A 26,103-nucleotide genomic window follows, 5' to 3' on the forward strand; every position below is an offset into this window, starting at 1 on the left:
CCCTTCGGTCTTGCGTTTCCGACTCTATCAGATCTTTCCGATCCGATTTCCTCGGTGCTTTCCAGGTTCCCGCTTTCGCGTTTCCCTTTCCGGCGATTCCGACTCTATCAGACTCTTTCGTGTCCGATTCCCTGTCGGCGGGATTGTCTTCGGGCTTTCGATGGCTTTCGCCCCGCGGCCTTTCGACATTCACTACGTTAACCGATTCCCGCGTCCACTCATAATCGAGTTGCGCGAGTTCGAATTCGGGCATGCAGGCACACCGAATTCGCCCCCGCTGAGGGGAAGTCGTAGGTAGTGGGTTGGCCGCTTCCGGCTGCTGGCTGAACGCCGTACCCGGTTCAAGCGGCTCGGGCTACATTACGGATCCCCCAGGGACGCGTCAAGTTGAGCGCCGACGGGGCGTATGCGCCCGATATGGGCTCACCCGTAGGGTCGTTGGCGATCCAGCAGCGCCAAGGGTGGACTCCGCCGTCGCCGGACACACCGGTACGGGGACCGTTCCGTACCTGGTCGGAGGGGACGGGAGTGCCCGCGCGCAAGGTCAGCGGGGAGCCTTCGGGGCCGCAGGCGTCGGTGCCGTCGAGCGCACGGACCACCCCGAGAGCCGTGGCAAGGCGCGCCGGCCCTTTGGCCAGTTCCTTGTCATTGCGGGCCGAGATTCGACGTTTGCGATCCAGGTCGACGCCCTCGGTGATCTCGCCGGCCCGGAGCAGGACGCCGCTGGGCCTGTCACCGGGACCGCCCCCAGGTTCATGCAGAACCACATGCGTAGGTGACTCACTGTGCATGCATGTCGTTGATCCGGCGTCATCCGCAAGGCGACGACAAGCAGGAGTCAGACAGTGCGAGCGATCATCTACGCCAGGCTCAGCCCCACCCCGAGGGGCGAGGGATCCAAGGGCGGGAACCTGACACAACAGGTCGAGCTGAGTCAGGCACGGTGCGACCGGAAGGGCTGGTCGGTCATAGCCGTGGTCGTTGAGAAGGACACGTCAGCTTCAACCAAGCGGGGAGCCAAGCGAAGCGCCGAGTGGGAGCGCGTGAAAGCTCTGGTAGAGGACGGCAAGGCAGACGCCATCGTGTCCCGACACTACGACCGTATGCACCGCACCCCCTGGGATCTTGAAGACCTGGTGGACCTGGCCGAGGCGACCGGCGTCACGCTGGCCGCCGCACAGGCTCAGGGAGTACTCGACCTGTCCACTACTTCCGGCCGCCTCGCTGCTCGCATCGGCGCTGTGGTGGCTCGCAACGAGACTGAGATGCGAGTGGAACACCAGGTACTCGGACACCAGCGGCGCAGGGAGTCGGGCGGGGCCCCTCGCCAGGCCGGCGAGGGAGGGGCCGGACATCCCTCAGATGCATCTGTGCGCAACTGACTCGGCTCACCGGCAACGGCAACGGCACGTGTGGAGACGATGACTGCCCGAACGTCTACCGCACCGCGTCCGGCGCCATCGTGGTTCAGGGCGACGTGTCCGACGCCTTCACTCCCCCGCAGGGGGAAGGGCTCGTGGAGATCCCCGAGAGTGTTCTTCGGGAGGCCGTTCGTGCTCTTGGACGGTGAGGAGTGGCGGGCGATGTTCCGCGGCAAGCCGTCCTCTACGACGCCTCGAAACGGTTCACGTTCGTTCTGACCGAGCAGGCGGTTCGCCGGCCGGTCGTCTCCCCGCTGGCACTGGCCGAGCAGATGGACCGTCTGGCGTCCCTGTCCTACCTCCCGAACGTTCGGATCGGGGTGATCCCCCTGGGGACACCGACGCCCCGAACCCCTCTGAGTACGTTCACCGTCCACGACGCCGCGTTGGTGACCATCGAGACGACGGCGGGAAGTCTCGTACTCCGCGACGGCCGAGATGTTCAGGCGTACCTGAAGGAGTTCGCCGGGTACGAGGAATACGCCCTCTTCGGCGAAGACCTTCGGGCACGGCTCGCCGAGTGGTCCGCCGCTTGCCGCGCATGACTTCCGTCGACCACGCGACTGAGGCGCCATCCCGTAGGCGCCCCGGGGGATCATCCTCGATGGACGGGCCGGTATACGTGACCCTTCCCTCTGCGCCGCCCGACCCTGTGTCGGGGTGTCGTGAGTGCCTTCGGTACGCGGTGGCTCGCGCGAACGCCACGTCGGTCGGGGATTACTCACAGGTGTCGGACGAGAACGTGGGCCCGCGGGCTCATGCTCCGGCCGGCGGTTTGGCTCTCGGGCTCAGTCGGTACGCCGAGACCGTTGGATCACCGGCGAGGTAGAAGCGGTGCTGCCAGTCGTGGGCTTTGCTCACGCCTACCCGAGGACCAACCCGGATGAGTGCGGCAGGTACTGGCTCGCCCTCGGACAGCGCGACCGAGGCGCCTGTCAGTAGGTCTGCGCCGTTGTGCTCCGCCGTGATGCCGAGCGCTTGGCAGAAGTTCCCCGGACCCCGCGCGAGACGTGGACTCTCGACCTTGCCCCCTCGCCGCTCGCGGGCCAGGTCTTCCCCTTCGATGACCCTGCCTGCCCGGATGAGGACAGCTGTAGCGATGCCGTCTGCCCCGGTGACGATGTTGGCGCACCAGTGGAGTCCGTGAGACCGGTACACGTACAGGTGTCCCGCAGGTCCGAACATGACGGCGTTTCGGGGTGTCCTGCCTCGATAGGCGTGGGAGGCAGGGTCGGCCGAACCGGAGTACGCCTCGGTCTCCGTGATGGTGATGCTCACGGTTCCCTCGGGGGTCTCGTGGGTGAGGATGGCACCGAGCAGCTTGGGGGCGACTTCTTCAGCGGGGTGAGCAAGATCCATGAAGCTCATGCTGACCGCCTTGACATGCCGTAGGTGAAGTAGACGTACACATGGCCGGGCGGACCGAACATCACTCCGTTGCGGGCCGTGCGGCCGCGACAGGCGTGTGAGCCGGGGTCGTTCGGGCCGTCGTACGCCTCCACCTCCGTGATGCGGAGCTCGATCGGACCGTCCGGGGTGGAGCGCACGAGGATGCGCCCCAGGAGGTCGGGGGCGACGTCCAGTACGGGGCGGTCGAAGAAGTCGCGCGTGAGAGGCGTACGGTCAGGGGCCACGATCATGGCGTACGAGCGTAGTCCAGGAACCGGGACGGGAGCCGGGAGCGGTCCGGGGCCGGTGCGGGCGGATGCTCGTCGACGGGGTGGTCAGGTGCTCCGCTCCTTGGAAAAGTGTGGGCACGGAACCGGCCGCGGCTGGATCGCGTTTGTAAGGATCAAGGAATCCAGACGGACATCAGGACGGAACAGGCGTTGCCTGGGGAGGTAGTGACATGGGGTTCAAGCGGCTGCTCGCGAGCATGGGTGCCGGTGGCGCTTCGGTCGAGACGGTGCTGACGGAGGCCAACACCGTCCCGGGCGGCGTCGTCCAGGGCGAGGTGCGGATCCAGGGCGGGTCGGTGGACCAGTCCATCGAGGGCCTGTCCGTCGGTCTGCAGGCCCGGGTCGAGGTCGAGGGCCACGACGACCAGGAGTACAAGCAGGACATCGTCTTCACGAAGGTGCGCCTCGGCGGCGCCTTCGAGCTCCAGGCCGGCGCGGTGCACGCGGTGCCGTTCGGTCTGGAGATCCCGTGGGAGACGCCGGTCACCATGATCGACGGGCAGAGCCTGCGCGGGATGAACATCGGTGTGGTGACGGAGCTGGAGATCGCGCGCGCCATCGACTCGGGCGACCTGGACCCGATCAACGTGCACCCGCTGCCGGCGCAGAAGGCCATCCTGGACGCGTTCATCCAGCTGGGCTTCCGCTTCAAGACCGCGGACATGGAGCGCGGTCACATCCGGGGGACGCGGCAGAAGCTGCCGTTCTACCAGGAGGTCGAGTTCTACCCGCCGTCGCAGTACCGCGGTCTGAACCAGGTGGAGTTGAGCTTCGTCGCGGACGAGCACGCGATGGACGTCGTGCTGGAGATGGACAAGAAGCCGGGCCTCTTCAGCGAGGGCAGCGACTCGTTCCGCTCGTTCCAGGTGGGGCTGCACGACTACCAGAGCACGGACTGGGCGGCCTACCTGAACCAGTGGCTGTCGGAGGTCGGCAGCAAGCGCAGCTGGTTCTAGGCTCGGGTCGGGAGATTCCGCTTCAGGAACCGCCCGGCAACCGACCAGGAACCGATCAGGAGGTACCGACGTGACCGAGCTCAAGCGGCCGCCACTCCCCCACGACTTCCATCCGCCCGTGCCGGCGTTCACGGTCACGAGCGAGGACGTCGAGCAGGGTGCGACGCTCAAGGACGCTCAGGTCTACGCGGCGGGGAACACCTCTCCGCAGCTGCGCTGGGAGGGTTTCCCGCCGGAGACCAAGAGTTTCGCCGTGACCTGCTACGACCCGGACGCGCCGACGGGGAGCGGATTCTGGCACTGGGTCCTGTTCGACATCCCGGTGTCGGTCACCGAGCTGCCCACGGGGGCCGGCACCGGCAAGTTCGAGGGCCTGCCCGAGGGCGCGGTGCACGTGCGCAACGACTACGGCTCGAAGGACTTCGGCGGTGCGGCGCCGCCGTCCGGGGACCCGGCTCACCGGTATGTGTTCACGGTCTACGCCGTCGATCAGGAGAAGCTCGGTCCTGACTCGGACGTGTCGGCCGCCGTGGTGGGCTTCAATCTGCGGTTCCACACGCTGGGGCGCGCCCAGCTGATCGGTGAGTACGCCGCTCCCGCGTGAGGCACCTCGCGGTGTCGAAGACTGACGTTCATTGAACGTTTGCCCGCCTCTGGTCTTGGAAGTGATCAGGGGCGGGCATTTTTTATTGCGTTGTCCATCTCGGCGTGCCCGGCCAGAGTTGATCCAGCCCGCCAGGGGGGTGGGCCGGTGCGCACAGGAGGTGGGCTGGATGCGGGACACGCTGGTACTCAACGCGAGCTTTGAGCCGCTGTCGACGGTGACGTTGAACCGAGCCGTCGTTCTGGTGCTGCAGGACAAGGCGGTCGTCGAGCAGGCCCACCCCGAGCTGCGCATGCGCGGAGCCGACCTGGACATACCCGTGCCCCGGGTGATCAGGCTCTGCCGCTACGTCCGGGTGCCCTTCCGAAGACAAGCCCCGTGGTCGAGGCGGGGTGTGCTGGTACGCGACCGGCACAGGTGCGCGTACTGCGGGCACCGGGCGACGACCGTGGACCACGTGGTGCCGCGGGCGCAGGGTGGTCAGGACTCGTGGCTGAACACGGTCGCCTCGTGTGCGGTGGACAATCACCGCAAGGCGGACCGTACGCCGGAGCAGGCGGGCATGCCGCTGCTGCGGCAGCCGTTCGAGCCGACGCCGGCGGACGCGATGCTGCTGGCGCTCGGGCAGGACGACTTCGACGCACTGCCTCAGTGGCTGGTGCAGCCGGCCGCCTGATCCGCGCGGCGCGGCCCGTGACCGGTACGGCGATGGGGCCCACCTCCCTCGTGGAGGTGGGCCCCATCGCCGTATGCGGAGAGGTCAGTCGGTGATCGACGGCTTCTCGCGGCGCTCCGTGCCGCCGCCGGAGCCGCCCGACGTGCCGCCGTTGCCCGAACCGCCGCCCATGGCACCGAAGTTGCCCATGGCGCCGCTGAGTCCCTTGAGGGCGTCGCCGATCTCGCTGGGCACGATCCAGAGCTTGTTGGCGTCGCCTTCGGCGATCTTCGGGAGCATCTGGAGGTACTGGTAGGAGAGGAGCTTCTGGTCCGGGTCCCCGGCGTGGATCGCCTCGAAGACCGTGCGGACGGCCTGGGCCTCGCCCTCGGCGCGCAGTGCGGCGGCCTTGGCCTCACCTTCGGCGCGCAGGATCGCGGACTGCTTCTCACCTTCCGCGGTGAGGATCTGGGACTGGCGGATGCCTTCGGCGGTGAGGATCGCGGCGCGCTTGTCACGGTCGGCGCGCATCTGCTTCTCCATCGAGTCCTGGATGGAGGTGGGCGGCTCGATGGCCTTGAGCTCGACGCGGTTGACGCGGATGCCCCACTTGCCGGTGGCCTCGTCGAGGACGCCGCGCAGGGCCGCGTTGATCTCCTCGCGGGAGGTCAGCGTGCGCTCCAGGTCCATGCCGCCGATGATGTTGCGCAACGTGGTGACGGTGAGCTGCTCGATCGCCTGGATGTAGCTGGCGACCTCGTACGTCGCGGCCCGGGCGTCGGTGACCTGGTAGTAGATCACGGTGTCGATGTTGACGACCAGGTTGTCCTGGGTGATCACCGGCTGCGGGGGGAACGGCACGACCTGTTCGCGCAGGTCGATGCGGTTGCGGATGGAGTCGATGAACGGGACGACGATGTTCAGGCCGGCGTTCAGTGTGCGTGTGTAGCGGCCGAAGCGCTCGACGATGGCGGCGCTCGCCTGTGGGATGACCTGGATGGTCTTGATCAGGGCGATGAAGACCAGCACCACCAGAATGATCAGGACGATGATGATCGGTTCCATCGTTGCTCCCCGTACCCTTCTCCGCCTCGGTGATTCCGAAAGATCTTATGGTTGTTGAAGATCTTGCTGGACGAGTCTGACAGACCGCCGTCTGCCACGTGGGGCGTTCGGTTCACTTGCGTCGTACGAGGTCACATGATGATCGCGGTAGCTCCTTCGATGTCCACGACGTCCACTTCCTGGCCTACCTCGTAGGACTGTCCGGCGTCGAGGGCGCGCGCGGACCAGATCTCCCCGGCGAGCTTGATCCTGCCGCCGCCGGAGCCGTCGATCCGCTCCATGACGACTGCCTGTTTCCCCTTCAATGCTTCCACGCCCGTGGCCAGTTGAGGCTGCTGGGCGCGGTGTCGGGCCGCGATGGGCCGCACCACGGCGATGAGGGCGACCGAGACGACGGCGAAGACGAGGACCTGGAGGACGACACCACCGCCGAGGCCGGACGTGGCCGCGGCCGCGACGGCGCCGACGGCGAGCATGCCGAACTCCGGCATGGCGGTCACGACGAGCGGGATGCCGAGTCCGGCCGCGGCGACCAGCCACCACACCCATGCGTTGATGTCGTTCACACGGTCATGGTAGGACCGTGTGCCCTCGGCGGACAGGGCGCACGATCAACCGGGACGCGCGGCCCAGGGCGCGTCCGGGTGGCCGGGTGGCCGGGTGGCCGGGTGGCCGGGTGGCCGGGTCGGGCGCTCAGGCCATCGGGAGGCCCTGCGCCGTCCAGCGCTCGCCGACCTGCTCGACGACGAGCGGGAGTCCGAAGCAGAGCGAGAGGTTGCGCGAGGTGAGTTCGAGCTCCAGCGGGCCGGCGGCGAGGACCTTGCCCTGACGGATCATCAGGACGTGGGTGAAGCCGGGCGCGATCTCCTCGACGTGGTGGGTGACCATGATCATGGAGGGGGCGATGGGGTCGCGGGCGAGGCGGCCGAGGCGGCGTACGAGGTCCTCACGGCCGCCCAGGTCGAGGCCCGCGGCGGGCTCGTCGAGCAGCAGCAGCTCGGGGTCGGTCATCAGGGCGCGGGCGATCAGGGTGCGCTTGCGCTCGCCCTCGGAGAGCGTGCCGAACCTGCGGTCGAGGTAGTCGCTCATGCCGAGCCGGTCGAGGAAGGCGCGGGCGCGCTGCTCGTCGACGTCCTCGTAGTCCTCGTGCCAGCCGGCGGTCATGCCGTAGGCGGCGGTCAGCACGGTCTGCAGGACGGTCTGGCGCTTGGGGAGCTTCTCCGCCATGGCGATGCCGGCCACGCCGATGCGCGGACGCAGTTCGAAGACGTCGACCTTCCCGAGGGTCTCGCCGAGGATGGTGGCGGTGCCCTGGCTGGGGAAGAGGTAGCTGGAGGCGACGTTCAGGAGGGTCGTCTTCCCGGCGCCGTTGGGGCCGAGGATGACCCAGCGCTCGCCCTCCTTGACCGACCAGGAGACCTGGTCCACCAGAGCCCGGCCCTCGCGGACCACGGACACGTCCTCCAGCTCCAGTACATCGCTCATGAGCGCGTTGTCTCCCATTGCAGTCTCGGCCGTCGCTGACGTCTGTCGACGCAGCCCCCAGGGAAAACCTACGCCACCGGTCGGCCGCTCCAATCCATCGGCCGGTCCTTAGGGTGGAGGCATGCTCTCGGAACCACGCTCAGGACGACTGGCCGCATGGGGAAATGCCCTTTTGGCCGGACTTGTTTCACCGGACGACGCGGTGCTCGCCGTCGTCGGGGAGGACGCCGTGCACCGGGTCGAGGGGCTGCCCGGCGAGTCCGGGCCCGTGGGCCTGACGTTCGCCCTCGGACGGCTCCGCGCGCTCGGCGTGACGGGACTGCGGGTCGCGCTGCCGGCGCCGGGTCATCCGCTCGGGCTGAGCGGTCCGCCGGAGTTCAACGCGCGCGCCCTCGACGCCGAGGAGGCCGTCGTCTGTCACGGCGCGGCGCTCGGGCTCGTGCCCGAGGTGTACGAGGCCGGGCCCGAAGGCGATGTGCACGTCGAGGTCCTCTGGCACTGTCTCGCCGTGCGGGAGGCGCCGCCCGCCGACGTGCCGTCCCTCGGCGAGGCGGAGCGGGAGCTGGCGGAGGCGCTGCGCGAGGCGACCGAGGTGTTGTCGCGACTGGACGTGGCCGGATCGGGGCCGGTCGCGGAGGCCGCGATCGACGCGTACCGGGCGCGTGCCGAGCGTGGTCGCGAGGTGCTCGCTCCCGGTTATCCGCCGCGCGCCGTGCGTGTACTGGAGCTCGCCCAGCGGGTGGGGCTGCTGATCTCCGTGGCCTACGAGAACGGCCACGGCGGAGCGGTGAGCGCCTCGGAGATCGGCGCACGCTCCCTCGCGCTGCGCCCGGTGGAGCGGACGGCCCGACGGGCGCAGGTGGCCGCGTACAACGCCTTCGTGGAGGAGCGGGAACGGGGGGCTCGGTGAGCGTCCGGGGGGGGCGGCGCGGGGGTCGGCCGACCTGGGTGAGCGGGAGACTCCGGGGGCTCGGTGAGCGGGCCCGAGAGCAGTGCGGGGGCGGTGAGCGGGCCCGAGCCTGAGCAGTGCGGGGGCGGTGAGCGGGCCCGAGCCTGAGCAGTGCGGGGGCGGTGAGCGGGCCCGAGCCGGAGGTGCCGGGGCCGGCGGCGCACCGGGGGCTGTGCGGGGTCCGGGCGGATTGGGGGTCGCGGCGGACCGAGCGGCATTGAGAGGCGGCCTGGGATCCCGAGTCGCGCTCCCGCGCGAAGGGGCCGGGGACACGGAAGGAGCCTGCGCCCCGCGGGCGCGCTCGTGGCGCGGGACAGGGACCTTCGGGCCTCACGGGAGCGCTCACGGCGTGCGGGACGGAGCCTCCACGGCGCGTGAGCGCTCACCGCGCGCGGGACGCCGGGCCGACGCTCCTGGCCCGCGGGGTGGGCGCTCCCGGTACGCGAAGGGCCCCGCGCGCTTCCGGCGCGGGGCCCTTGACGACCGTACGGATCAGTCGTTGACGGCCTGGTTGCCGAAGGCCGGGTTCAGGAGACCGATGACGTTCACGCTGTCGCCGGACACGTTCACGGGGACGTGGACCGGGACCTGCACGGTGTTGCCCGAGGCGACGCCCGGGGACTGCGCGGCAGCGCCGTCGGCACCCGAGTCGGCGACGGCGGCACCGGCCGAGGCGCCCGCGGCGATCCCGGCGACGGTGAGGGCCAGGGCTGCCTTCTTGGCGATCTTCATAAAAAACGTTCCTCCTGCGTTCGCTTATCCGACCCGGCCGAGGGTCGTACGCTGAGCAACGCGAGGAGGTCCGACGCGGCACGGGATGCCGCGACGAAAGCCCCGATCGGGCCAGTCAACTGATCATTCGACAACCTGACCGGCCTCCCAAGGACCCCTGGAAGGCCGGTGGTCACGAACGGTCCGGTGCGGGCCTCAGTGGTTGATGCCCAGGTTGCCGAAGGCCGGGTTCAGGGCACCGATGACGTTCACCGTGTTGCCGACCGCGTTCACCGGGACGTGCACCGGGGCCTGGACGAGGTTGCCGGAGACGACACCCGGGGAGCCCGCGGCCTTGCCGCCCGCCCACGCACCGTCGGTGGCGGAGGCCATGCCGGCTCCCGCGGCGACCAGGCCGCCGGCCACCATCGCGACTGCCGTGACCTTCTTCAGGTTCTTCACTTCTTCAACCCCTCCTGGCGATCACCGCGGCAGGTCGCCGCGGCACGCACTGGAGAACGGCGGAGATCACCAAAGGATGCGCCATTCGAGGGACATACACACGACGGTATGAATCTCATCCCGGAGCGGAACCCTCCGAATTGCCGGACGCCGACCGTCCAGGGAAGTGCGCCGGAGCGCCCTCTCCCTGGTGACCGGCCCCGGCCTCAGCCCCCGACGCCGTGCCGCACGGCCCAGAGCGCGGCCTGGGTCCGGTCGGCGAGGTCGAGCTTCATCAGGATGTTCGAGACATGGGTCTTCACCGTCTTCTCGGACAGGACGAGGGCGCGGGCGATCTCCCGGTTGGAGCGGCCGTCAGCGATCAGGCCCAGCACCTCACGCTCCCGCTCGGTGAGCGAACCGCCTCTCCCCTGACCCGAGTTGGCCTCGTCCTGGGACAACAGGGCACCCGCGACCTCGGGTTGCAGCAGGATGTGTCCGGCGTGCACGGAGCGGATGGCGCCGGCCAGGGCGTCCGGATCCACGTCCTTGTACACGTAGCCGGCGGCTCCGGCGCGCAGGGCCGGCACGACGGTGCGCTGCTCGGTGAAGCTGGTGACGATCAGCACCCGTGCCGGGTTGGCGAGTTCGCGGAGCCGGCGCAGCGCGTCGATGCCGTCCATGCCCGGCATCTTGACGTCCATGAGGACGACGTCGGGTTTCAACTCCTCGGCGCGCTCGACCCCTTCGGCACCGTCGGAGGCCTCTCCCACGACCTCGATGTCGTCCTGTACTTCGAGGAAGGTGCGCAGACCGCGGCGGACCACTTGGTGGTCGTCGACGAGCAGCACCTTGATTGCGTCAGCCACCAGGGACCTCCATCTCGATCGTGGTGCCCTTTCCGGGCGCCGATTCCACGGTGAGGTTGCCGCCGACCCCGCTCGCCCGGTCGCGCATCGACACCAGTCCGAGGTGGCGGCCGGCGCTGCGTATCGCGGCGGGTTCGAAACCGCCGCCGTCGTCGGTGACGCGCAGGACGGCACCCGGGCCGTGCTTCTCCAGGGTGACGTCGACCCGGGTGGCGCCGGAGTGCCGCAGCGCGTTGTGCAGGGCCTCCTGGGCGACGCGCAGCAGGGCCTCCTCCTGGGCCGCGGGCAGCGCGCGGACCCCGCGGCTGGAGAACGCGACCCGCGCCGAGTGGGCGCGGTCGAGGACCTGGATCTGATTGCGCAGGGTGGCGACCAGGCCGTCCTCGTCGAGCGCGGTGGGGCGCAACTCGACGACGGCGGCGCGCAGTTCGTCCGCCGCCTCCGCGGCGAGCGCGGCCACCTGCTGGAGTTCGCCCTTGGCGCGTGACGGGTCGCGGTCGACGAGGGCGGCTGCCGCCTGCGCGGTGAGGCGCAGGGAGAAAAGCTTCTGGCTGACCGCGTCGTGCAGTTCATGGGCGAGCCGGGACCGCTCCTCGGCGATGGTGAGCTCGCGGCTGCGCTCGTACAGGCGGGCGTTGGTCAGGGCGATCGCCGCGTGCTGGGCGAGGATCGTGAGCAGTTCCTCGTCGTCCTCGGTGAATCCGCAGCCGCCGCCCGTCCGGGGTGCCGGGACGTCCTGTCCGTGGCCCGCGGAGGGGCGCACCTTGTTGGCGAGGAACAGTGCGCCGATGACCTCGTCCCCGTCGCGGATGGGCAGGCCCAGGAAGTCGGACATGTTCGGGTGGGCGGAGGGCCAGCCCTCGAAGCGGGGGTCCTTGCGCACGTCGGCGAGGCGTTCCGGGCGGGCCTCGTGGAGCATGGCGGCGAGGATGCCGTGCTGGCGCGGGAGCGGGCCGATGGCCTTCCACTGTGCGTCGCTGACGCCGTCGACGACGAACTGGGCGAAGCCGCCGTGGTCGTCGGGCACGCCGAGCGCCGCGTACTGCGCGTCGAGCAGTTCACGGGCCGAGGCGACGATCGTCTTGAGGACGTCGCGCACCTCGAGGTGCCTGCTCATGGCCAGCAGCGCGGAGCTCACCGCGGACAGGCCGGAACGGGGTCCTTGGCTCATGACCTCAAGGTACCGGCGGGGTGTGACGGCGCGTATCGGACCTGTGGTGGCCCCCGCCTAGGCCGGTGGGCCTAGGACGAAGGAACCCGGATCATTGCGGCCCGCGCACGAGGCGCCGGGGTGGGCCCGGTTCCTACCTTGAAGACACCCGCCGGGAAAGGCGGTCAAGGGATGAGGGGACGGTTGTCATGCCGGTAGCGATCATCACGGGGGCTTCGAAGGGGCTGGGGCGGGCGCTCGGTGCGGCCCTGGCGGAGCGCGGCTGGGACCTGGTGCTCGACGCCAGGACGGCCGGGGTTCTGGAGGAGACCGCGGTGGCACTGTCCGCGTACGGGACCCGTGTCGAGGCTCTGCCCGGGGATGTCACGGACGCGGGGCACCGCGCGGAGCTGGTGGCGACGGCCCGCAAGCTCGGGGGTGTCGATCTGCTGGTGAACAACGCGAGCGCGCTCGGCGCCGAGCCGCTGGTGCGTCTGGAGGATCTGACGCTGGACGGGCTGCGGCAGGCGCTGGAGGTCAATGTGGTGGCCGCGCTGGGCCTGGTCCAGGAGGCGCTGCCGCTGCTCCGGGCCGCGGAGGCGGGCACGGTCGTCGACATCAGCTCGGACGCGGCCGCCGAGGCGTACGAGACGTGGGGCGGCTACGGCGCGTCTAAGGCGGCGCTCGACCATCTGTCGGCGGTCCTCGGCGAGGAGGAGCCCGGTCTTCGGGTCTGGGCCGTCGACCCCGGGGACATGGGTACGGACCTGTACGCGGCGGCCGTACCGGAGGACGACGATCCACGGCCGGCGCCGGACAGCGTGGTTCCTGCCTTTCTGCGACTGATCGACGAACGGCCGGCGAGTGGACGCTACTCCGCTCCGGCCCTCCTGGAGGAGCGATGACGACGGCGGTGCGGGTTCCGGAGGAGTTGTCGGCGCGGGTGCCGGCCGAGCAGCGCGGTCCCGGCCTGGACCGGGACTCGGTACGGCTGCTGGTGTCGCGCGGCACAGAGGTGTCGCATCACGAGTTCGTGGAGCTGCCCCGGGAGCTGAAGGCGGGTGACCTGCTCGTGGTCAACACCTCCGCCACCCTGGCGGCGGCGGTGGACGGGCGGGTGGGGGACGCGCGGGTGGTCGTCCACTTCTCCACACGAGGGGACGACGGGCGGTGGGCCGTCGAGCTGCGGGATCCCGACGGTGCTGGTACTACGCGCGCGCGGGCGGGCGGGCCTGCGGGTACAGAGGTGTGTCTGCCCGGGGACGTGCGGCTCGTCCTGGAGGAGCCGCTGACCTCGCGGAGCCCGCGGCTGTGGTGGGGACGGGTGTCGGAGGCCGACGTCCTGGGGCTGCTGCGGCGGCACGGGCGACCCATTCGTTACTCCTATACGGACAGGGACCAGCCGCTGTCCGTGTACCAGACGGTGTTCGCGCTGCCGTCCGCCGACGGCGCGGGCAGTGCGGAGATGCCGAGCGCGGCGCGGCCCTTCACCGCTCGGCTGGTGGCGGAGCTGGTGAGCCGGGGCGTGCAGTTCGCGCCGATCACGCTGCACACGGGGGTGGCGTCGGCGGAGTCGCACGAGCCGCCGTATCCGGAGAGGTACGAGGTGCCGGAGGCTTCGGCCCGGCTGATCAACGCGGCGAAGGCCGGCGGAGGCCGGATCATCGCGATCGGCACGACCGCGGTGCGTGCCGTCGAGTCCGCGACCGGCACCGACGGGGTGGTGCGGGCGGCGAAGGGCTGGACCGATCTGGTGGTGACCCCGGAGCGCGGGGTGCGGGTCGTCGACGGGCTGCTGACCGGGCTGCACGAGCCCGAGGCCTCGCATCTTCTGATGCTGGAGGCGGTCGCCGGCCGCGCTGCGATCGACAGCAGCTACGACGAGGCGCTGCGCGGGCTGTACCTCTGGCACGAGTTCGGGGACGTCCACCTCATCCTCCCCGAGGAGGGTGCTCGCTCTCGGCATTGCTCCGGCAACTGTTGGTGATATCGGGGAGGGAGCGGTGTGAGCCCGCACATAGGGCACACATCACGTACGAGGGAGCATAGGAGATAAACAGGACGCATTGACCGGGGCAGACGTGACAGTCTGCCCCGATTTGCCCGTTCCGCTCCCACTATCCGGCTTCGTACGTCACACCTTTGCCACAGGATTTTGCGGCCGCTAAGAATTGCCTCCGTCGCTCAGCACCGAGGGTTTCGCCCCACGGTGTTCGTTCCGGAAACGATTTGTCCCCCACCGGGCCCCGAGCGACCTCCGCGCTATTCGAAGAGGTCCATCAGCCATGCCCAAGAACAACACCACTCCTGGACATAGTCCGAAGCTGACCAAGGTCCGCAAGCTCTCGCTCGCAGGTGTCGCCACCCTCGGCGCCGCTGCCCTCGGGTTCTCGCTGGTACCGGGTCACTCGGGGACCACCACGACCGACGTCGCCGTCGCCCCGGCCCCGGTCTCCTACAGCGAGACGCACATCCAGGACGTCAAGGCCCGCATCACCGACCAGCTGGCCGCCAAGGACCTGAAGACCCAGGACATCGCCGCGAAGCAGAAGGCCGTCGCCGACGCCGCCGCCTCGAAGAAGGCCGCCGCCGCCAAGGCCGCGCAGAAGGCCGAGGCCCTCGCCGAGCAGCAGGCCGCGGAATCCCGTGTGACGACGCTGGCCGCCGGCCGCTCCGCGCCGATCCACGTCGAGACGGTCGCCGCGACGACCTACACCAACAACCTCGACGGCTGGATCCGCAAGTCCCTCTCGATCATGGCCAAGCACGGCATCCCGGGCACCTACAACGGCCTGTACCGCAACATCATGCGGGAGTCGTCGGGGAACCCGAACGCCATCAACGGCTGGGACATCAACGCGATCAACGGCATCCCGTCGAAGGGTCTGCTGCAGGTCATCCAGCCGACCTTCAACGCCTATCACGTGCCCGGCACCTCGTGGAACATCTACGACCCGGTCGCCAACATCACCGCCGCCGCCAACTACGCGGCCGACAAGTACGGCTCGATGGACAACGTCAACAGCGCCTACTGAGGGCTTGGCGCGGAGCTCCCACGCAGACGCCGAAGGGCGGCACCCCGGTCGGGGTGCCGCCCTTCGCCCGTGCCGGCCGGACCGCGTCTGCGGGCAGCCGGTCCGCGCGACTACTTGCGCATGACCTCGGGCTCGTGGCGGCGCAGGAAGCGGGCCACGAAGAAGCCGCAGAGCACGCCGAGGACGATCAGGGCGACCATGTCCAGGGTCCAGGCCCCGGCCGTGTGGTCCCACAGCGGGTCCGTACTGCTCGGGTCGTCCTGGTTCGGGAAGATGTTGTTGAAGTCCAGCGTCGTACCGGATGCGGCGACAGCCCAGCGGGCCGGCATCAGGTACGAGAACTGGTTGACGCCGGGCGTGCCGTTCAGGATGAACAGACAGCCGGTGAAGACGACCTGGACGATCGCGAACATGACCAGCAGCGGCATGGTCTTCTCGGCGGTCTTCACCAGCGAGGAGATGACCAGGCCGAACATCATCGACGCGAAGCCGAGGGCCATGATCGGGATGGTGAGCTCGACCTTGGGCAGGCCCGTCAGGATCAGGCCCTCTTCCGGGACCGTGCGGCTGCCGAAGCCGATGGCACCGATCAAGGCACCCTGCAGCATGGTGATCACGCCGAGGACGATGACCTTGGACATGAGATACGCGGAACGTGACAGACCCGTCGCGCGCTCCCGCTCGTAGATCACCCGCTCCTTGATCAGCTCGCGGACGGAGTTGGCGGCGCCGGCGAAGCACGCGCCGACCGCGAGGATGAGGAGCACCGTCGTGGCCGTGCCGTTGGCGACGTGGAAGCCCCCCTTCGTGATGATCGGGTTGACCAGCAGCGTCTTGTCCGAGTCGATGAGCAGACTCACCGCGCCCAGCACCGCCGGCAGGATCACCGTCAGCGCCAGGAAGCCCTTGTCGGAGGCGATCACCGAGACATAGCGGCGGATCAGGGTCATCAGCTGGGAGCCCCAGCTCTGCGGCTTCGGCGGCTTCATCGCCTGCGGCGGCGGCATCTGCGTCGACTGCGGGGCGACCGCGTCGATGTCCGCGGCGTACATCTGGTAGTGCTGCGAGCCCTTCCAGCGGCCCGCCCAGTCGTAGTCGCGGTAGTTCTCGAAGGCGGAGAACACATCGGCCCAGGTGTCGTAGCCGAAGAAGTTCAGCGCCTCCTCCGGCGGGCCGAAGTAGGCCACGGAGCCGCCGGGCGCCATGACGAGGAGCTTGTCGCAGATCGCCAGCTCGGCCACGGAGTGCGTGACGACGAGGACCGTACGGCCGTCGTCGGCGAGGCCGCGCAGCAGCTGCATGACGTCACGGTCCATGCCCGGGTCGAGGCCGGAGGTCGGCTCGTCCAGGAAGATCAGCGACGGCTTGGTGAGCAGCTCCAGAGCCACCGAGACACGCTTGCGCTGGCCACCGGAGAGGGAGGTGACCTTCTTCTCCTTGTGGATGTCCAGCTTCAGTTCGCGCAGCACCTCGTCGATGCGGGCCTCGCGCTCCTCGGCCGTGGTGTCGGCGGGGAAGCGCAGCTTGGCCGCGTACTTGAGGGCCTTCTTGACGGTCAGTTCCTTGTGCAGGATGTCGTCCTGCGGGACCAGACCGATGCGCTGACGCAGCTCGGCGAACTGCTTGTACAGGTTCCGGTTGTCGTAGAGGACGTCGCCCTGGTTGGCGGGCCGGTAGCCGGTGAGCGCCTTCAGCAGCGTCGACTTGCCGGAACCGGACGGGCCGATGACCGCGATGAGCGACTTCTCCGGCACGCCGAAGGAGACGTCCTTGAGGATCTGCTTGCCGCCGTCGACCGTCACGGTCAGGTGGCGGGCCGAGAAGGAGACCTCACCGGTGTCGACGAACTCCTCGAGGCGGTCTCCGACGAGGCGGAACGTCGAGTGGCCGACGCCGACGATGTCGTTCGGGCCGAGCAGCGCCGAACCGCCCTTGGCGATCGGCATACCGTTGACGTACGTGCCGTTGTGCGAGCCGAGGTCACGGATCTCGAAGCGGCCGTCGGGCGTCGCGTGGAACTCGGCGTGGTGGCGCGAGACCTGGAGGTCGGAGACGACCAGCTCGTTCTCCAGCGCACGGCCGATGCGCATCACGCGGCCGAGCGAGAACTGGTGGAAGGTCGTCGGGCTGCGGTCGCCGTAGACCGGCGGCGCCCCCGCGGCTCCACCGGGTCCCTGCTGCTGCGGCACACTCGGTGCCGACTGCTGCGGCTGCTGCCAGCTCTGGTCGGGCGCCTGCTGCTGCGGCTGCTGAGCCCAGCCGGGGCTCGCGCCCTGCGCGGCGTACGGCTGCTGCTGCGGCTGCGCGACCGAGGCGGCGGCACCCGACACGTTCAGGCGCGGCCCGTCGGTCGCGTTGCCCAGGTGCACGGCCGAGCCCGGGCCGATCTCCATCTGGTGGATCCGCTGGCCCTGCACGAATGTGCCGTTGGTGCTGCCGTGGTCCTCGATGACCCAACTGCGGCCGCCCCAGCTGATCGTGGCGTGACGCCAGGACACCCTGGCGTCGTCGAGCACGATGTCCCCCTGCGGATCGCGTCCGAGGGTGTGTGGCCTGGACGCATCGAGCGTCCAGGTCCGTCCATTCAATTCCAGTACGAGTTCCGGCACTCCATGCCCCACTGAGTTGTCCCCCGAGTTACCCCCATCACAGGGAGTCTAGGGATGTCGAACATCGTGGGGAACTATTTCAGTAGGAGCCCCCCGACCGAAAGTCGGGCCTTGTGAAGGATGAGTACGGGCGGGTTGCCCGTTTCCGTTGACGGGGTTGAAACCGGCCCGGAGAGTGGTAATCCCACGCGAGGGGGACATCCGCGGTGGATCGCCGCGGCGCGGATCGGGGGGTCTGACGATGAGCATCGGGACCGCGGACCACGAGGCGGGCACCAGGAGCGTGCCGTGGGGAGACGTGGCACTGTCCGCGATCGCCTCCGTGAGCTGGGCGTTGATCGGCATGGCCGGTACGGCCGCGCTCGGTCTGCATCTGCTCGGGGCGGACTCGGCGGGCTCGCTGGGGCCGATGACCGCGGCGGTGGTGGCACTTGGGGCGAACGGCGCGGTCAAGCCGTCGGGCGACGTGTCGGCCTTCGGCCTGAAGGGAGCGGAGGCGCACACCACGATCCAGGTCACACCGCTGGGTGTGGGCCTGGTCGGTGCGCTGCTGCTGGCCTGGTTCTTCCTGAGGTCCTTGCGCGGGGCGGGAGTTGTGATCTCTCCGTCCGAACTCCTCGCGCGTGGGGCCTCGGTGGTGGTGCTCTTCGTCGCCACGCTGGGCGGCCTCGCCTGGGCCGGTCATGACGTCATCACGATCGACGGGAGCAAGCTCGGGCTCGACCGGGTCGCGGGCGGGGGCGGACTCGGCGACATCACCGACAAACTCCCCGGCGGACTGGGCGACCTGGGCGGACTGCTCCCCGACAGGATCGGCGACCTGGTCGACGCGAAGGCGGCCGTGGGGTTCACCGTCGACACGGTGCCCACGCTGCTGGGCGGTGCGGCGTGGGCGGCCGGGGTCCTGGTGATCGCTCTGCTGGCCTCGCGGCGCACACCGCTGCCGCGCGGCTGGGAGGTCGTGCACCGCGTGGTGCGGCCGGCCGCCTCCGCACTCGTCACGGTGCTGCTGGTCGCCGTCCTGGCCGGGCTCGCCGCGGCGGCGTACGCGGCGATCGGCGACGACCACCCGAAGCGGATCGCCGGGGCCGCCCTGCTCGGTGCGCCCAACGGCGTGTGGCTCGGCGTGCCCGTCGGCCTCTTCGTGCCGTGGGACGGCAGGGCCACGGGCGAACTCGCCAAGCTGCTCCCCGACCCGCTGGACCGGTTGCTCGGTGTCGACTCCGGCCGGCCCGTCACCCTGGGCCGTCTCGCCGAACTCGACGGACGGGTGTGGCTGCTGGGTGTCGCGACCGCCCTCATGATGCTGTTCGCGGGCGTTCTGACGGCGACGCGTACGCCTTTTGTACGGGACCCGGGTGCCGCCGTCGCGGGAGGCGCGGCTGCCGCAGACGTACGGGGCAGGGGTGCCTTGTCCTTCGCAGGGCGCTGCGCTCTTCCGCTCGCGGTGGTGACCGCGGCCGCACTGCCCCTGATGGCGTGGCTGACGGAGGTGTCCGCGGACGCCTCGCTGTCGGTGCTCGGCTTCGACGCGTTCGGCGCGGGGATCGAGTTGCACGGACGCCTGGGCATCGCGCTGCTGCTCGGCGTCGCGTGGGGTGCGGGTGCGGGCGCGGCCGGGGCGCTGCTGGCGTACGCGAGCGGCGCCGCGGGACGAAGGGCCGCGCCTTCGGCACCGGGTGACGTCGGGGGTCGCCCGGTGGCCGCGGCCGAGTACGCCGTGCCTGCCGGGGAGTCCGGGCCCTACCGTCCGCAGGCCTCCTACCGGCCGCCGAACCCGGACACGAATCCCTACCTCCAGCTGCCGGAGGAGTTGCGGAGGCCGGGCGGCGCGAGGGCGCGGGGGCCCGCGCCGGGCACGGCACCGGGACGCGACGGGCAGCGCTCGCGGGCAGCCGGACCCAGGGACGGCGGACCGCCCTCACGAGAAGCCGGACCGCGGGACGGCGGACCGCCCTCCGAGGGCACGCGGTCGCCGGGGAGCGGACCGGCGCCCGGCGATGTGTACGGTGCGCCGACGGTGGCCGGGCCCATCGGGCCGCCGCCTCCGCGTCGGCCCCGGCCGGGCGGGCAGGGGCTGGGCGGGACGCCGCCGCCTCCCCCGCCTCCGCCTCCGGACGAGGGGACGCCCCCTCCGCGCCGGCCCCGCGGAGGACGCTGACAGGCCCGCGTCGCGCGCGTGCGTCCGACCGGCACGACCCCGTTCCCGCTGGGTGCGGGCGCCTTGCGCACGCGAGGGCGGTACGGCGTCGGCGGACGGTCATGAGCGCGCCACTCAGGTGACATCCAGTGTTCCCCGTCCGCCAGGCGGACCAGGAAGGCGGAAGGCACTCGGTGCCGGATACGGTGGAAGCACCATGAGCGCTTCGCAGACCTCCGACGTCCCCACTCTCCTCGTCAAGATCTTCGGCAAGGACCGGCCGGGCATCACCGCCGGACTGTTCGACACCCTCGCCGCCTTCTCCGTCGGCGTGGTCGACATCGAGCAGGTCGTCACCCGTGGCCGGATCGTGCTGTGCGCGCTCGTGACCGAGCCGCACGTCGGGCTCGAGGGTGATCTGCGGGCCACCGTCCACAGCTGGGCGGAGTCGATGAAGATGCAGGCGGAGATCATCTCCGGTCACGGCGACAACCGGCCCCGTGGGCTCGGACGTTCGCTCGTCACGGTGCTCGGACATCCGCTGACCGCGGAGTCGACCGCCGCGATCGCCGCGCGGATCACGAAGACCGGCGGCAATATCGACCGCATCTTCCGGCTCGCCAAGTACCCGGTGACGGCCGTCGAATTCGCCGTGTCCGGTACGGAGACCGAGGCGCTGCGCACCGCGCTGGTGACGGAGGCGGCGGCGCTGGGTGTCGACATCGCGGTCGTCGCGGCCGGTCTGCACCGCAGGGCCCAGCGTCTGGTCGTCATGGACGTGGACTCGACGCTCATCCAGGACGAGGTGATCGAGCTCTTCGCGGCGCACGCGGGCTGCGAGGCCGAGGTCGCCGAGGTGACGGCGGCGGCGATGCGCGGGGAGCTGGACTTCGAGCAGTCGCTGCACGCGCGTGTGGCCCTGCTCAAGGGGCTCGACGCCTCCGTGGTGGACAAGGTGCGCGAGGAGGTGCGGCTGACGCCGGGCGCGCGCACCCTCATCCGTACGCTGAAGCGGCTCGGTTTCCAAGTCGGCGTCGTGTCGGGCGGGTTCACCCAGGTCACGGACGACCTGAAGGAACGGCTCGGGCTCGACTTCGCGCAGGCCAACACGCTGGAGATCGTCGACGGGAAGCTGACCGGCAAGGTCACCGGCGAGATCGTGGACCGGGCGGGCAAGGCGCGGCTGCTGCGCCGGTTCGCCGCCGAGGCGGGTGTCCCGCTCGCGCAGACCGTGGCGATCGGTGACGGCGCCAACGACCTGGACATGCTCAATGCGGCCGGGCTCGGCGTGGCGTTCAACGCGAAGCCGGTGGTGCGCGAGGCCGCACACACGGCGGTGAACTTCCCGTTCCTCGACACGGTCCTCTATCTGCTGGGCGTCACCCGCGAAGAGGTCGAGGCGGCGGACATGCACACGGACGACCACTGACCCGTCCGGTGATATGACGAAGGGGGGTCCGGCACAAGGTGCCGGACCCCCCTTCGTCACGAGGGCGGGCGGGTCACTCCGTCGGCGCCCAGTAGTCGACGAGGGTGGCCACGCCGGGCTCCAGGGTCTTCCAGGAGCCGTCGAAGGTGAGCACCGCGAAGGCGGCGGCGGGGAACCCTCTGCTGTTCATCCGGGTGCGGGCGTCGCCCTCGGCCTGGCCGGCCAGGATCTCGGCCAGGCCGTGCACCCCGGGGTTGTGGCCGATGAGGACCACCTGGCGCGCGTCGTCGGGGGTTTCGTTGAGCACGGCGATCAGCTCGCCGGGCGAGGCTTCGTAGAGCCGCTCCTCATAGACTGTTTTCGGCCGGTGCGCGAGTTCGTGGACCGCGAGCTTCCAGGTGTCGCGGGTCCGGATCGCGGTGGAGCAGAGGGCCAGGTCGAAGGTGATGCCGGTGTCGGCCAGCTTGCGTCCGGCGACGGCCGCGTCCATGCGGCCCCGGTCAGCGAGCGGCCGCTCGTGGTCGGCCACCTGCGGCCAGTCGGCTTTCGCATGCCGGAAGAGGATGATCCTGCGGGGTTCTGCGACGCTCATGCGTTCCAGCTTCGCATGAAACACGCCACGGGGCGCTGGGAGTTGACGTGCTCACCCGCCAGGGGTGATGAGGTCCCCCGGACGGCGCGGGCCGGGCCGGACGTGCGGTGACTCAGGGCGCCCGGTGGAGCACTGTCTGCTGGACCTGCTCGAAGACGTGGGTGATCGCGGGGTCGCCGCCCGCGGCGTGCGCGTCGGCGGGGTTGAGGATCAGGAGCAGCAGGGTGACGAAGGCGAGCGTGGGCAGGGCCAGGGCCCACCAGGGCAGACGGATGTCGACGCGGCCCGGGGTTGCCGGGTGGGGCCGGGTGTGCGTTCGGGCCGACATGCCGCCTCCGTGGTCTTCGAGTGGTCCGTGACCGGCGTCCTCGCGGCCACATCTCGAAACTACGGACTCGGGCGCGCTCAACCCATCCGGTGATCCACCCACTTGACCCTGACACTCACCCCCTAGGGGACAGGGGGGATAGCCCCACCATCGCGGTGGGACGCGTGGCCCGGGTGGCCGAGGGGGCCTCGGGTCACGGCGAGGCGATCGACGCGATGATGCCGATGATCACGGTGATGGCCAGCATCGCTCCAAACACGAGCAGGAGCTTCTTCTGGCCGTTCTGGGGGTTCGGGTCGAGCGCAGGCATACGGCCAGTCTCGCACCCTTCGTCCGGGCCTCGGAGGGTGGGGTCCGGGACGCCGGCCGCCAGCGTGCGGGCCCCGCCGTCACGCCCCGAGCCGTGGCCTCCTCCCCTGGCGGGCCATGGCCTCCCCCGCGGGCCACGGTCTCGGCCGGGGACCACGGCCTCTCCCGCGGGCCATGGCCTCGTCCCAGGGCCGCGGTCTCAGCCCTGCGCGCCCTGCGCCGCCGCCTCGTCCTCCACCGTGCGGTCGCGGCCGGCCAGGACGCCCACCGCCATCTGCGGAATCATCAGCGCGGCCATGAGGGCGAGGGGCAGGCCCCAGCCGCCGCTGTGCTGGTAGAGCACGCCGACGAGCAGCGGGCCCGGGATGGAGAGCAGGTAACCGGTGCTCTGGGCGAAGGCCGACAGCTTGGCGACGCCCGCCCCGGTCCTGGCCCGCATGCCGACCATGGTGAGCGCGAGGGGGAAGGCACAGTTGGAGACGCCGAGGAGCAGCGCCCAGGCCCAGGCGCCGCCCGCCGGCGCGAAGTAGAGCCCGGCGTACCCGGCGAGCCCGCAGACGCCGAGGGCGAGCACGATCGGCCCCTGGTGGGGCAGGCGCGTGGCGAGGCGCGGGATGAGGAAGGCCAGCGGAACGCCCATGACCATCGTGACGGCGAGGAGCAGTCCGGCGGTGCCGGCCGAGACGCCCGCGTCGCGGAAGATCTGCGCCATCCAGCCCATCGTGATGTAGGCGGCGGTGGCCTGGAGCCCGAAGAAGACGGCGAGCGCCCAGGCCGTACGGCTGCGGGTGATGCGCAGCCCGTCCGGCTCGGATCCCGCCGCCGCGGCGGCCCCGGAGTCCGCCCGCGCGTCCCGGGAACCGGCGCGCCGGGCGGGGCCGGCACCGGCTTCCGCGTCCCGTGCGCGCGCGAGCAAGAGCCACGGCAGCACGGCCGCCGCCGCGAGCCCCGCCCAGACCGCCAGCCCGGACTGCCAACTGCCGCCCAGGACATCGGCCATGGGCACCGTCACCGCCGCGGCGGCCGAGGTGCCGAGCGCCAGGGCCATCGAGTACAGGCCGGTCATGGAGCCGACCCGGTCCGGGAACCAGCGCTTGACGATGACCGGCATCAGGACGTTGCTGACGGCGATGCCCATGAGCGCGAGCGCGCTGGCGGCCAGGAAGCCGGCCGTGTTCCCCGCGTAGGGGCGGATGGCCAGGCCCGCCGCGATGGCGGCCATGCCCGCGCAGACGACCGCGCCCGACCCGAAGCGGCGGGCCAGCCGCGGCGCCATGACACCGAAGACCGCGAAGCAGAGCGGCGGTACGGAGGTGAGCAGCCCTGCGAGGCTGCCGCTCATGCCGAGGCCGTCGCGCACCTCTTCGAGGAGGGCGCCGAGGCTGGTGATCGCCGGACGCAGGTTGAGCGCGGTGAGGACGATGCCGACGACCACGAGTCGCGTCGTCCACGCGCGCGTGGCGGGCGATCGGGATTCCGTGCTCCCTTCGGAGCTGCGTATCGGTGTGGACGTCATCGTCCGGGTCTCCTCGCTTGGCATGTCGCCCATCATAGAATCATGGGATGATTGGCTGTCCAATCCGCCTGCGTTAATCTCCGAAACCTCCGGCCCCGTGCGACCGACCACACCGGGCCCGTACGAAGGACCGACATGCCGCTGAGCCACCCACGCCGTTCGGCCCTGTCCGAGCAGGTCATCGCCGAGCTGCGGACGCAGATCACCTCGGGCGAGTGGCCGGTCGGCTCACGCATCCCCACCGAGCCGGAGCTCGTCGAGCAGCTGGGCGTCGCCCGCAACACCGTCCGCGAAGCCGTCCGTGCCCTCGCCCACAACGGCCTGCTCGACATCCGTCAGGGCTCGGGCACCTACGTCGTGGCGACCAGCGAACTGGCCGGAGTGATGCACCGCCGCTTCGCGGACGCGGACCCGCGGCACATCGCCGAACTGCGCTCCACGCTGGAGTCGAGCGCGGCGAAGCTGGCGGCCGAGCGGCGCACCGAGCGTGATCTCAAGCAGCTGGACACCCTGCTCCTGCGCCGCGAGGAGGCGTGGGAGTCGGGCGACACGGAGGCGTTCGTGACAGCGGACGCGACCTTCCACCTGGCGGTGGTGGCCGCGTCCCACAACGACGTCATGAGGGCGATGTACGCGGACCTGGGCGAGGTGCTCCGGGACTGGCTGCGCGAGGACGTCGGCGAGGAGCTGACGCCGGAGACGTACATGGACCACACGCGGCTCGTCGACGCCATCCGCACGGGCGACGCGGAGGCGGCGGCCACGGAGGCCGCGGGCTATCCGTTCCTGTGCCGTCCCGGGAGGTTCAGCTCGGCTGCTTCTGGTGACTGACCCAGACGGAACGGATCTCCTTCCAGCACCGGCCGGTGAGCTTCACCGTGGCCGCTGCACCGGCGTCGGCCGGGGCGCTGTCGGTGTCGATGTCCCACCAGCGGTCGCACTCGACGTGCAGACGGACGCGGTCGGTGTCCACATAGGGGTTGTGGCAGTACGCGACGGCGTGCGAGCCGTCGATGGTGGTACGGCACTCGGCACCGAACGGTTCGGGATCGGCGGGCCGGCCGTCGTCGGTCGAGGGGTTCTGGGCGTCGTCGTGTCCCACGCGCGCGTGGGGTATCGCGTCGTACGGCACGGCCATCACGAGAGCGACAGCTGCGAACACCGGGGCAAAGCGGCGGGACAGGCGCACAAGGGGACCTCCTCGGCCGTACGGCTGCGGGGCGGTGCTACTCCAATCGTGCGTGCCGGGCCACCCCGGGCGCCCGGTCTGTTGGGCCGAACGGGGGACGCCCCGCCCCCCGCGGCTGCGGGGAACGGGGCGTCGGGTACGAGCGTCCGCGGGGCCGTGCCGGGAGGCCTCGCCGGTGTCCCGGGGCGACGCGTCGCGAGGTGTCAGGCGCCGATCGCGTGCAGACCGCCGTCGACGTGGATGATCTCGCCCGTGGTCTTCGGGAACCAGTCGCTCAGCAGGGCGACGACACCACGGCCGGCCGGCTCCGGATCCTTGAGGTCCCACTCCAGGGGCGCGCGGGTGTCCCACACGGCGGCGAGCTCGCTGAAGCCCGGGATGGACTTGGCGGCCATGGAGCCGATCGGGCCCGCCGAGATCAGGTTGGAGCGCACGTTCTGCTTGCCCAGGTCCCGGGCGAGGTAGCGGTTGGTGGCCTCCAGGGCCGCCTTGGCCGGACCCATCCAGTCGTACTGCGGCCACGCGTACTGGGCGTCGAAGGTGAGGCCGACGACCGATCCGCCGTTCTGCATCAGCGGCAGGCAGGCCATGGTCAGCGACTTCAGGGAGAACGCCGAGACGTGCATGGCCGTGGCGACCGACTCGAACGGCGTGTTGAGGAAGTTGCCGCCGAGTGCGTCCTGCGGGGCGAAGCCGATGGAGTGAACCACGCCGTCCAGGCCGCCGAGCTCCTCACCGACGACGTCGGCGAGGCGGGCGAGGTGCTCCTCGTTGGTGACGTCGAGCTCGATGACCTTGGTGGGCTTGGGGAGCTTCTTGGCGATGCGCTCGGTCAGCGTGGGCCGCGGGAACGCGGTCAGGATGATCTCGGCACCCTGCTCCTGGGCCAGCTTGGCGGTGTGGAAGGCGATGGAGGACTCCATCAGCACACCGGTGATCAGGACGCGCTTGCCCTCGAGAATTCCGCTCAT

General features: G+C 70.4%; 29 protein-coding genes and 2 pseudogenes. 13 read left to right on the forward strand and 18 right to left on the reverse strand.

The annotated features are described in order from the left end of the window. Together ACZ4IF_RS25715 and ACZ4IF_RS25720 are read right to left on the reverse strand one after the other, a co-directional pair. On the reverse strand, window positions 1-253 hold a 253-nt coding region (locus ACZ4IF_RS25715; RefSeq protein ID WP_467566705.1), incomplete at its 3' end, for a hypothetical protein. Between the two features lie 129 nt (window positions 254-382). Further along, a pseudogene (locus ACZ4IF_RS25720) lies at window positions 383-769 on the reverse strand (DNA-3-methyladenine glycosylase); the annotation flags it as partial. Window positions 770-845: 76 nt separating this feature from the next. Here ACZ4IF_RS25720 and ACZ4IF_RS25725 point away from each other — a divergent pair. Genes ACZ4IF_RS25725 through ACZ4IF_RS25735 form a run of 3 tightly spaced genes read left to right on the forward strand, consistent with a single transcriptional unit; the run spans window position 846 to window position 1,966 of the window. Beyond that, window positions 846-1,382 (forward strand): recombinase family protein, encoded by a 537-nt coding sequence (locus ACZ4IF_RS25725; protein ID WP_467566708.1) that lies wholly within the window; start codon window positions 846-848, stop codon window positions 1,380-1,382. Then, on the forward strand, window positions 1,367-1,570 hold the full coding sequence (locus ACZ4IF_RS25730) for a hypothetical protein (protein ID WP_467567266.1): 204 nt from the start codon (window positions 1,367-1,369) through the stop codon (window positions 1,568-1,570). Before ACZ4IF_RS25725 ends, ACZ4IF_RS25730 begins: the two co-directional genes overlap by 16 nt. Window positions 1,571-1,573: 3 nt before the next feature. Continuing rightward, window positions 1,574-1,966: a Scr1 family TA system antitoxin-like transcriptional regulator gene (locus ACZ4IF_RS25735; protein ID WP_467566711.1), complete on the forward strand. Its 393-nt coding sequence runs from the start codon at window positions 1,574-1,576 to the stop codon at window positions 1,964-1,966. A 211-nt stretch (window positions 1,967-2,177) separates the two neighbouring features. On the opposite strand, the gene ACZ4IF_RS25740 is transcribed toward ACZ4IF_RS25735, so the two are convergent. Both ACZ4IF_RS25740 and ACZ4IF_RS25745 read right to left on the reverse strand, forming a co-directional pair. Beyond that, window positions 2,178-2,789, reverse strand: a complete 612-nt coding sequence (locus ACZ4IF_RS25740) for a DNA-3-methyladenine glycosylase (RefSeq protein ID WP_467566714.1) — start codon at window positions 2,787-2,789, stop codon at window positions 2,178-2,180. Between the two features lie 14 nt (window positions 2,790-2,803). Then, window positions 2,804-3,061, reverse strand: a pseudogene (locus ACZ4IF_RS25745) (DNA-3-methyladenine glycosylase); the annotation flags it as partial. 209 nt (window positions 3,062-3,270) lie between these two features. Between ACZ4IF_RS25745 and ACZ4IF_RS25750 the strand changes: the two are divergent. From ACZ4IF_RS25750 to ACZ4IF_RS25760, 3 genes are all read left to right on the forward strand, one after another. Beyond that, the gene (locus ACZ4IF_RS25750) at window positions 3,271-4,056 is read left to right on the forward strand and encodes a sporulation protein (protein ID WP_467566717.1); all 786 of its coding nucleotides are present in this window, start codon (window positions 3,271-3,273) and stop codon (window positions 4,054-4,056) included. Window positions 4,057-4,126: 70 nt separating this feature from the next. Further along, window positions 4,127-4,660: a YbhB/YbcL family Raf kinase inhibitor-like protein gene (locus ACZ4IF_RS25755; protein WP_467566720.1), complete on the forward strand. Its 534-nt coding sequence runs from the start codon at window positions 4,127-4,129 to the stop codon at window positions 4,658-4,660. Window positions 4,661-4,829: 169 nt separating this feature from the next. Further along, window positions 4,830-5,336, forward strand: coding sequence for an HNH endonuclease (locus ACZ4IF_RS25760; RefSeq protein WP_095933357.1), 507 nt, complete (start codon window positions 4,830-4,832; stop codon window positions 5,334-5,336). An 84-nt stretch (window positions 5,337-5,420) separates the two neighbouring features. Here the strand turns inward: ACZ4IF_RS25760 and ACZ4IF_RS25765 are convergent, their stop codons facing one another. The 3 genes from ACZ4IF_RS25765 to ACZ4IF_RS25775 all read right to left on the reverse strand — a co-directional run bounded on the left by ACZ4IF_RS25765 (window position 5,421) and on the right by ACZ4IF_RS25775 (window position 7,865). Further along, a complete protein-coding gene (locus ACZ4IF_RS25765) occupies window positions 5,421-6,380 on the reverse strand; it encodes an SPFH domain-containing protein (protein ID WP_467566723.1) in 960 nt (319 codons plus the stop codon). A 131-nt stretch (window positions 6,381-6,511) separates the two neighbouring features. After that, complete coding sequence (locus ACZ4IF_RS25770) at window positions 6,512-6,946, reverse strand: NfeD family protein (RefSeq protein WP_467566725.1); 435 nt, start codon at window positions 6,944-6,946, stop codon at window positions 6,512-6,514. Window positions 6,947-7,073: 127 nt separating this feature from the next. Continuing rightward, window positions 7,074-7,865, reverse strand: coding sequence for an ABC transporter ATP-binding protein (locus ACZ4IF_RS25775; protein WP_095933425.1), 792 nt, complete (start codon window positions 7,863-7,865; stop codon window positions 7,074-7,076). A 121-nt stretch (window positions 7,866-7,986) separates the two neighbouring features. Here ACZ4IF_RS25775 and ACZ4IF_RS25780 point away from each other — a divergent pair, with 121 nt between their 5' ends. Then, window positions 7,987-8,775: a hypothetical protein gene (locus tag ACZ4IF_RS25780; protein ID WP_467566728.1), complete on the forward strand. Its 789-nt coding sequence runs from the start codon at window positions 7,987-7,989 to the stop codon at window positions 8,773-8,775. A gap of 531 nt (window positions 8,776-9,306) precedes the next feature. On the opposite strand, the gene ACZ4IF_RS25785 is transcribed toward ACZ4IF_RS25780, so the two are convergent. From ACZ4IF_RS25785 to ACZ4IF_RS25800, 4 genes are all read right to left on the reverse strand, one after another. After that, entirely contained in the window at window positions 9,307-9,546 is a 240-nt protein-coding gene (locus ACZ4IF_RS25785) for a chaplin (RefSeq protein ID WP_467566731.1), read from the reverse strand. 195 nt (window positions 9,547-9,741) lie between these two features. Continuing rightward, window positions 9,742-9,987 (reverse strand): chaplin, encoded by a 246-nt coding sequence (locus tag ACZ4IF_RS25790; protein ID WP_345658937.1) that lies wholly within the window; start codon window positions 9,985-9,987, stop codon window positions 9,742-9,744. 206 nt (window positions 9,988-10,193) lie between these two features. Continuing rightward, on the reverse strand, window positions 10,194-10,835 hold the full coding sequence (locus ACZ4IF_RS25795) for a response regulator (RefSeq protein WP_095933362.1): 642 nt from the start codon (window positions 10,833-10,835) through the stop codon (window positions 10,194-10,196). Further along, window positions 10,828-12,006: a GAF domain-containing sensor histidine kinase gene (locus ACZ4IF_RS25800; protein WP_467566734.1), complete on the reverse strand. Its 1,179-nt coding sequence runs from the start codon at window positions 12,004-12,006 to the stop codon at window positions 10,828-10,830. Before ACZ4IF_RS25800 ends, ACZ4IF_RS25795 begins: the two co-directional genes overlap by 8 nt. 188 nt (window positions 12,007-12,194) lie before the next feature. Here ACZ4IF_RS25800 and ACZ4IF_RS25805 point away from each other — a divergent pair, with 188 nt between their 5' ends. From ACZ4IF_RS25805 to ACZ4IF_RS25815, 3 genes are all read left to right on the forward strand, one after another. Then, window positions 12,195-12,890, forward strand: a complete 696-nt coding sequence (locus ACZ4IF_RS25805; protein WP_359500835.1) for an SDR family NAD(P)-dependent oxidoreductase — start codon at window positions 12,195-12,197, stop codon at window positions 12,888-12,890. Next, window positions 12,887-13,972 carry an S-adenosylmethionine:tRNA ribosyltransferase-isomerase gene (locus ACZ4IF_RS25810; protein ID WP_467566737.1) on the forward strand — a complete coding sequence of 362 codons (1,086 nt, stop codon included), beginning with the start codon at window positions 12,887-12,889 and terminating at the stop codon, window positions 13,970-13,972. The genes ACZ4IF_RS25805 and ACZ4IF_RS25810 overlap by 4 nt, the downstream gene beginning before the upstream one ends. A gap of 298 nt (window positions 13,973-14,270) precedes the next feature. Beyond that, window positions 14,271-15,020, forward strand: coding sequence for a transglycosylase SLT domain-containing protein (locus ACZ4IF_RS25815; RefSeq protein ID WP_467566740.1), 750 nt, complete (start codon window positions 14,271-14,273; stop codon window positions 15,018-15,020). Window positions 15,021-15,130: 110 nt separating this feature from the next. Here the strand turns inward: ACZ4IF_RS25815 and ACZ4IF_RS25820 are convergent, their stop codons facing one another. Beyond that, window positions 15,131-17,629, reverse strand: a complete 2,499-nt coding sequence (locus ACZ4IF_RS25820; protein WP_467566743.1) for an ABC transporter ATP-binding protein/permease — start codon at window positions 17,627-17,629, stop codon at window positions 15,131-15,133. 241 nt (window positions 17,630-17,870) lie between these two features. Between ACZ4IF_RS25820 and ACZ4IF_RS25825 the strand changes: the two genes are divergently transcribed. Then, entirely contained in the window at window positions 17,871-19,790 is a 1,920-nt protein-coding gene (locus ACZ4IF_RS25825) for a streptophobe family protein (protein WP_467566746.1), read from the forward strand. A gap of 196 nt (window positions 19,791-19,986) precedes the next feature. Beyond that, the gene (gene serB, locus ACZ4IF_RS25830) at window positions 19,987-21,198 is read left to right on the forward strand and encodes a phosphoserine phosphatase SerB (RefSeq protein ID WP_467566749.1); all 1,212 of its coding nucleotides are present in this window, start codon (window positions 19,987-19,989) and stop codon (window positions 21,196-21,198) included. Window positions 21,199-21,271: 73 nt separating this feature from the next. Here the strand turns inward: serB and ACZ4IF_RS25835 are convergent, their stop codons facing one another. From ACZ4IF_RS25835 to ACZ4IF_RS25850, 4 genes are all read right to left on the reverse strand, one after another. Further along, on the reverse strand, window positions 21,272-21,790 hold the full coding sequence (locus ACZ4IF_RS25835) for a SixA phosphatase family protein (protein WP_467566751.1): 519 nt from the start codon (window positions 21,788-21,790) through the stop codon (window positions 21,272-21,274). A 112-nt stretch (window positions 21,791-21,902) separates the two neighbouring features. Further along, window positions 21,903-22,118: a hypothetical protein gene (locus ACZ4IF_RS25840; RefSeq protein WP_095933371.1), complete on the reverse strand. Its 216-nt coding sequence runs from the start codon at window positions 22,116-22,118 to the stop codon at window positions 21,903-21,905. A gap of 193 nt (window positions 22,119-22,311) precedes the next feature. Next, window positions 22,312-22,428, reverse strand: coding sequence for an SGM_5486 family transporter-associated protein (locus ACZ4IF_RS25845; RefSeq protein ID WP_095933372.1), 117 nt, complete (start codon window positions 22,426-22,428; stop codon window positions 22,312-22,314). Between the two features lie 198 nt (window positions 22,429-22,626). Further along, the gene (locus tag ACZ4IF_RS25850; protein ID WP_467566754.1) at window positions 22,627-23,967 is read right to left on the reverse strand and encodes a CynX/NimT family MFS transporter; all 1,341 of its coding nucleotides are present in this window, start codon (window positions 23,965-23,967) and stop codon (window positions 22,627-22,629) included. 111 nt (window positions 23,968-24,078) lie between these two features. On the opposite strand from ACZ4IF_RS25850, the gene ACZ4IF_RS25855 reads away from it, so the two are divergent. Next, entirely contained in the window at window positions 24,079-24,774 is a 696-nt protein-coding gene (locus ACZ4IF_RS25855) for a FadR/GntR family transcriptional regulator (RefSeq protein WP_095933374.1), read from the forward strand. On the opposite strand, the gene ACZ4IF_RS25860 is transcribed toward ACZ4IF_RS25855, so the two are convergent. Together ACZ4IF_RS25860 and fabI are read right to left on the reverse strand one after the other, a co-directional pair. Beyond that, window positions 24,749-25,132 carry a hypothetical protein gene (locus ACZ4IF_RS25860; RefSeq protein WP_359500818.1) on the reverse strand — a complete coding sequence of 128 codons (384 nt, stop codon included), beginning with the start codon at window positions 25,130-25,132 and terminating at the stop codon, window positions 24,749-24,751. The genes ACZ4IF_RS25855 and ACZ4IF_RS25860 overlap by 26 nt on opposite strands. Window positions 25,133-25,335: 203 nt before the next feature. After that, window positions 25,336-26,103, reverse strand: coding sequence for an enoyl-ACP reductase FabI (fabI, locus tag ACZ4IF_RS25865; protein WP_095933376.1), 768 nt, complete (start codon window positions 26,101-26,103; stop codon window positions 25,336-25,338).

This window comes from Streptomyces sp. NPDC025784 (genome assembly GCF_055558435.1).